At 67.0% G+C, this 6,020-nt stretch carries 5 protein-coding genes; 4 read left to right on the top strand and 1 reads right to left on the bottom strand.

Annotation, left to right across the window (positions count from 1 at the left end):
- Window positions 1–228: 228 nt before the first annotated feature.
- Window positions 229–741 carry an adventurous gliding motility lipoprotein CglC gene (cglC, locus tag F8M74_RS33465; RefSeq protein WP_228560709.1) on the bottom strand — a complete coding sequence of 171 codons (513 nt, stop codon included), beginning with the start codon at window positions 739–741 and terminating at the stop codon, window positions 229–231.
- A gap of 276 nt (window positions 742–1,017) precedes the next feature.
- Between cglC and F8M74_RS33460 the strand changes: the two genes are divergently transcribed.
- From F8M74_RS33460 to F8M74_RS33445, 4 genes are all read left to right on the top strand, one after another.
- Window positions 1,018–1,845 carry an outer membrane beta-barrel domain-containing protein gene (locus F8M74_RS33460; protein ID WP_141259027.1) on the top strand — a complete coding sequence of 276 codons (828 nt, stop codon included), beginning with the start codon at window positions 1,018–1,020 and terminating at the stop codon, window positions 1,843–1,845.
- Window positions 1,842–2,612 carry an outer membrane beta-barrel domain-containing protein gene (locus tag F8M74_RS33455; RefSeq protein WP_141259026.1) on the top strand — a complete coding sequence of 257 codons (771 nt, stop codon included), beginning with the start codon at window positions 1,842–1,844 and terminating at the stop codon, window positions 2,610–2,612. Before F8M74_RS33460 ends, F8M74_RS33455 begins: the two co-directional genes overlap by 4 nt.
- Complete coding sequence (gltC, locus tag F8M74_RS33450; RefSeq protein ID WP_171410429.1) at window positions 2,612–4,633, top strand: adventurous gliding motility protein GltC; 2,022 nt, start codon at window positions 2,612–2,614, stop codon at window positions 4,631–4,633. The genes F8M74_RS33455 and gltC overlap by 1 nt, the downstream gene beginning before the upstream one ends.
- 93 nt (window positions 4,634–4,726) lie before the next feature.
- Complete coding sequence (locus tag F8M74_RS33445; RefSeq protein WP_020477633.1) at window positions 4,727–6,013, top strand: MFS transporter; 1,287 nt, start codon at window positions 4,727–4,729, stop codon at window positions 6,011–6,013.
- Window positions 6,014–6,020: the final 7 nt, after the last annotated feature.

Raw genomic sequence — 6,020 nt, 5'->3', positions numbered from 1 at the left:
AGGCCGGTGGAGTGGGGTGGACGACGACGATCGGCTCCGGCGGGGGCGAGGTGCCCATCTGGGGCAGTCCCAGCACCAATGCGGTGAGCGCGAGACCGCCAGCCAGACTGAGGAAGACGACCGTACGGTTCATGAGGCAGGGCTCCTTGCGGAAACAGCGCGGGCCCTCCCTTTACGAACCAGCCGCGCGGAAAGGTCTACCCCTCCGCGCGAAAAGTGTCGGGTGGGTCAACCCGGGATGCGCGCGCCGGCGCAGAAGAAGGGCGAGTTGTTCTCGCCGAACGTCCGCCGGTAGAAGGCCTCGTCCGCGGAGCGGAGTGCATCCAGCGTGTCCTGATCCAGCAGCATCGGGCGGCACGACATCCGGCCAGGCAGGTCCGGATTGACGTCGTCGGTGTCCGTCACGTCGCAGGACGAGCCGCCCTCGACGCAGGGCTTGCTGCAGTAGCCCATCGCCGGAGCATTCTCGTTCAGCGATCCATCTTCATTGAGGGTCCGAGGGTAGTGCTGGTCCCGAACGCAGATCAGATCCTCGCAGTTCACGGACCCGAATGAGATGAAGTCCTGCTGTTTGGCGATCTCCCCCTCCAGGATGGGCATGGTTGGGGAGTTGTTGTTGGCCGCCGACTCCTCGGGGGTCGCCTTGCGCACCAGCGTGCAGGGCTTGCCAATCTCGCTGGCCACCTCACAGCCACCCAACAGGAGCGCGGCGGACATCATGAGGGCGGTTCGCACGAACATCTTCATGGGAGCTCTGACCTCTACAAAGGGGGGATGGGGCACGGGACCGCGGGGCCCGCGAGCCTCAGGAGGGTAGCACAGCCCCCTGGAACACCAACGTCCCCGTACGGCGGTACGGCGGGTGGAATTGTGAAGGAATACCGGAGGGATAGGCGGTGACCAGGCTTGCTCAGCGCGGTTGATGGTTGGGAATACGACCGATAGGATGTGGAAGCCGAGAGTCGCGCTGAACCCCCGGTGGCAGTTACGCCCCCCTCCCTCACGGAGCCTCCGGATTTGAACCGCCCCAAGTTGCTGCTCGCCCTGTGTCTGGTGCCCGCACTGGCATCTGCCCAGAGCCAGGAAGGCATGGGACTCGACCTCACCGACGAGTCGCAGGCCGAGTCATCGCAGGATGCAGAATCACCCGCGCCTCCTCCGGTGGAGGAGGCCACACCGGCCGCGGCGTCCCGCCCCGCGGACGAGCCATTGGAAGCGGATCCGCAGTTGCCGTTGACGGACATCACCCAGGAAGATCGGGTGAAGAGCGTCCAGCGGAAGGTCTACCTCAAGAAGGGCCGCTTCGAGCTGACGCCACTGGTGAGCCTCTCGGTCAACGACCCCTTCTATTCGAAGGTGGGGTTGTCGGTCCGGGGCGCCTACTACCTGGCGGACACGCTGGCCATCTCCGCCCGGGCCTCGCTGATGCAGGTGGTGCCGTCGGATGACGTGCGCACCGCGAAGCGGACCTTCAACAGCAAAATCTACTACTCGGTGCCCCAGTGGTCCGCGATGGGCGACGTGGAGTGGAGCCCCATCTACGGAAAGGTGGCGTTCCTCAACTCCATCCTCCACTTCGACGGCTACCTGCTTGCGGGTGCGGGCGTGGTGAATACGGAGACCTCGGCGCTGCCGGGGCGAGGCCTCAACCCGGCCGCTGACCTGGGCCTGGGCATGCGCTTCGTGGCTCAGGACTACATCGCCGTCAACGTGGCCCTCATCAACACCTCTTATGTGGATCAGCCCCTGGGTAGCAGCAAGGGCGCCATCCAGAACGTCATGACGCTCAACGCAGGCATCTCGCTGTTCCTGCCGTTCAAGTCGACGGGGAGGGACTCGGAATGAAGCGCTTCTTCCGTGTGCTCCTCGCCCTCTGCCTGACCGCGCCAGTGCTGGGCTTCGCCCAGACCACCGAAGAGGCGGAAGCCGGCGACGTGTCGGAGGTCGACAAGGACCGGCTCGGGCCCCTTCGCGAGCGCGTCCGGCCGGTCTCCGGCCACGTCTTCCTCAAGAAGGGCCGCTTCGAGTTCAGCCCGTCCGCGACGCTGTCGCTGCGCGACGCGTTCTACAGCAAGTACATCTTCGGCGGCACGCTGACGTACCACCCCGTGGAGACGTTGGGTGTCAGCCTGCGCGTGGGCTACGCCATCAACACGGTGGCCGGCGCGGCGCAGAAGTGCACGTTCGGGGACGGCGGCGAGGGCTCCACGCGCGGCTGCGTGCCGCCCACGCTCAACGAACTGGACGGAAACGCGCCGGGGCAGATCAAGCTGCTGGGTGGCGCGGACGTCCAGTGGGCGCCCATCTACGGCAAGGTGTCGCTGCTGGCGGAGACCTTCGTCCACTTCGACCTGTACGGCATCGCGGGCGCCTCAGTGGTTCAGTACCGCGGCCCCGGTGACTCGCCGACCGCGGAGGCGCAGAACTACCTCACGCCGGGCGCCAACCTGGGCGTGGGCGCGCGCTTCTTCCTCAACCGGTGGATCACGCTGCGCACGGAGCTGCGTGACCTCATCTACGTGGAGAAGGGCACCGAGGTCTCCGGCAATTACCTGCGCAACCAGCTCCTGTTCGAGCTGGGTGTCTCCTTCTTCTTCGGGTCCGAGTCATGATGCGCTCCTTCCGGCTCATCCGTGTCGCCGTCCTCGGGCTGTCGCTCGCGTGGACGGCCCCCACCTACGCGCAGAACTTCGAGGGACTGGACCTCTCCGGCCAGTCCAAGAAGAAGAAGCGCACCACCCCCAAGAAGAAGCCCACCCGCAAGAGCCGCGCCGACAAGGCGAAGCCCGCGCCGGTGCAGGACGAGGACGCGGACGACGATGACGCCGCTGCTTCCTCCAGCGCGGCGCCCACGAGCGTGTCTCCCGCGGAGACGGCACCCGCGGCGACCCCTTCCACGCCCGCGCCCACCCCGGCTTCGCCTCCCGCGAACACCGGGAGCATGGGAATGGGCCTGGACCTGACGCAGGATGCGCCCAAGCCGGCCGCGCCCACCATGTCCTTTGACGCGGTGGATGTCTCCGGCAAGACGGCGGACCGCCAGCGCCTGGACGTGGCCGTCAGCCTCTTCAAGAACGACGAGTACGAGAAGGCCTCCATGGCGGCGCACGAGCTGCTGGAGGACCCGAAGCTGGCGGGCCTGCACACCGAGGCGCGCTACGTGCTGGCCAAGTCGCTCTACCGCATGGGCATGTACCACTCGTCCCTGGGCGAGTTCTCCAAGATCCTCTCCCTGGGCCCGTCCACCAAGTTCTTCAAGACGAGCCTGGAGTGGCTCTTCTTCATCAGCCGCAAGACGAAGAACGAGACGGTCATCCTCGACGAGATTGCCCGTCACGCGAACCAGGAGTTCCCCGAGAAGTACCGCAACGAGTTCCGCTACCTGCTGGCGCGCTACCACTTCGTGCGTGGCCGCGCGCTGGACCAGGTGGGGCAGCCCGAGGAGGCCGACAAGAGCTTCTCGGAAGTGAAGCGGCTGGCGCTGACCATTCCGCGCACCGACCCATTCTTCCCTCGCGCCAAGTACCTGGAGGGCCTGTCCTCCTTCCGCAACGGCAGCCGTCAGAAGGACGCGGCGGCCAAGCGCGCCAACGGGGAGATGCTGGCCGCCATCGAGGCGATGAAGGAAGTCGTCCGCCTCACGCGTCCGGCGCCGGGCAAGACGGTGGACCAGGCGAAGCTGGACAAGTCGCTGCGTGAGCTGGCCTTCATGCAGCTGGCCCGCACGCACTACGGCATGCAGCAGAACCGCTTCGCGCTCTTCTACCTGGGCAAGGTGGAGCGCGGGAACACCCAGTGGCTGGAGGCCCTCTTCGAGTCCAGCTGGGCCAACTACCGCGTGGGCCAGTACGAGCAGGCGCTGGGCAGCCTCATCACCCTGTCGTCGCCCTTCTTCCGCGAGGAGTACTTCCCGGAGGCGCTCATCCTGAAGGCGGTTATCTATTACGAGAACTGCCGCTACCGGGAGTCCAACATCATCCTCCAGGACTTCGAGCGCACCTACCTGCCCGTGCACGACCAGTTGGAGGCGCTGGTGAAGAAGAACATGGAGGCCAGCGAGTACTACTCGGTGCTGTCCGACGTGCAGAAGAAGAACAAGGACGGCCTGGAGAAGAACGAGACGGACGTCATCCTGGAGCGCATCCTCCGGCTGGCCCTGACGGACCAGGACCTGCGCAAGACGAACGACTCCATCCTCGAGCTGGAGGCGGAGATGGACGCCTTCGCGAACCGGGCGGACACCTTCAAGTACTCCGAGCTGAGCAAGTCCCTGCTGGAGGGGCTCAAGGTGCAGCGCACGGCGCTCATCTCCAAGGCCGGCATCATGGCCAAGGGCAAGCTGGAGACGGAGCTGGTGGCGCTCAAGCAACTGCTGGCCAACGGCCTGCGCATCAAGTTCGAGACGACCACCAAGGAGAAGGAGTTCCTGGAGGATCAGCTCAAGGCGGGCGGCCGCACGGCCATCGTCAAGAAGTACAAGTTCTCCGTCGCCGTGCAGGACGACCAGCTCTACTGGCCGTACGAGGGCGAGTACTGGCGTGACGAGCTGGGCACCTACCAGTACACGATGACCAAGGGCTGCATCGAGCGCGACACCGCGAACCGGAACGTCCAGTCCGCCGAGGCGATGTAAAGCCCTTCGGACCCGGGACTTCTCCCCCATTCGAGCCGCCGGGGCGCTATCTTCGCGCTCCGGCGGTTTTCTTTTTCAGCAAAGGGGCAACTGGTGGTGCGGCGGGCGGCGTCACTCCGTGTCGTCTTCGGAATCGTGGCGCTGGACCTCATCGGGTTCGGCATCCTGATTCCCCAGTTGGGGGTGTACGGCGTGCGGTTCGGCGCCTCGCCCTTCACGGTGGGGTTGCTCATCTCCGTCTTCTCGCTGATGCAACTGGTGTCGGCCCCGATACTGGGCCGGCTCAGCGACCGCTACGGCCGCCGGCCGGTGCTGCTGGTGAGCCAGGTGGGCTCGCTGCTGGCGTACCTACTGTTCGCCTTCGCGCAGTCGCTGCCGCTGCTCTTCCTGGCGCGTGTCATCGACGGCATCTCCGGTGGCAACATCTCCACCGCACAGGCCGTGGTGGCGGACATCACCACGCCGAAGGACAGGGCGCGGGGTATGGGAGTCATTGGCGCGGCCTTCGGGCTGGGCTTCGTGCTGGGACCGGCGCTGGGCGGCTTCCTGGGCGCCTGGGGCGGCAACCTCGCCATCGGTCTGTTCGCGGCGGGGCTGGTGGCCATCAACCTGACGGGCACGTACTTCTACCTGCCGGAGACGCGGGTGGAGGGGCGCCCGGGGGAAGGGCACGCGCGCACGCTGAAGGGCGCCACGCTGGCCATGAGCCTGCCCGTGGTGGGGCGCTGTCTGGTGCTGATGCTGGTGTTCACCACCGCCTTCGCGCAGATGGAAGGCACCTTCTCCGTCTACCTGCTGACGCGCTTCCTGTCGTCCGGGCCGGTGCCGCTCCAGGAGGGGGGGCTGTTCCTCCGGGCGGCGGTGACGGACCTGGACGTGCTGCGTGAGGCCAGCCTGCGCTCCGGTTGGCTCTTCGCGGCGATTGGGGTGATTTCCGCGGGGGTGCAGGGCGGACTGGTGCGCCGGCTGACGGGTGGGCCCGGGAGCGCGCCGGGGCGCGAGGCACTGCTGGCCACGGTGGGCTTCGGACTGACGGCGGCGGGGCTGGCCCTGTTGCCCGTAGCGCCGGATTATGCGTGGCTGTTCCCGGTGATGGGGTTGTTGGCGGTGGGGTCGGCGCTGGTGACACCGTGTCTGTCCGCCCTGGTATCTCTGCATGCCCCGCCGGAGCGGCTGGGGGCCGTGCTGGGGGCGTACCAGGCCTTCGGCTCGCTGGGGCGGATTCTGGGGCCGGCGCTGGGGGGCTGGCTCTTCACCCGGCTGGGGCCCGCGGCCCCGTACGGGACGGCGGCGGGCATGGTGGCGATGGCGGGGCTCCTGGGATTGTCCCTGGTGGCCCAGACGAGAATGGCAGGCGCGGGGGCCGAGCAAAGGTCCTAAGATGGAG

Source organism: Myxococcus sp. CA023, assembly GCF_010998615.1.
Taxonomy (GTDB): domain Bacteria; phylum Myxococcota; class Myxococcia; order Myxococcales; family Myxococcaceae; genus Myxococcus.
Note: the sequence above shows the minus strand (reverse complement) of the source record. Positions and strands in the feature narration are given on the sequence as shown.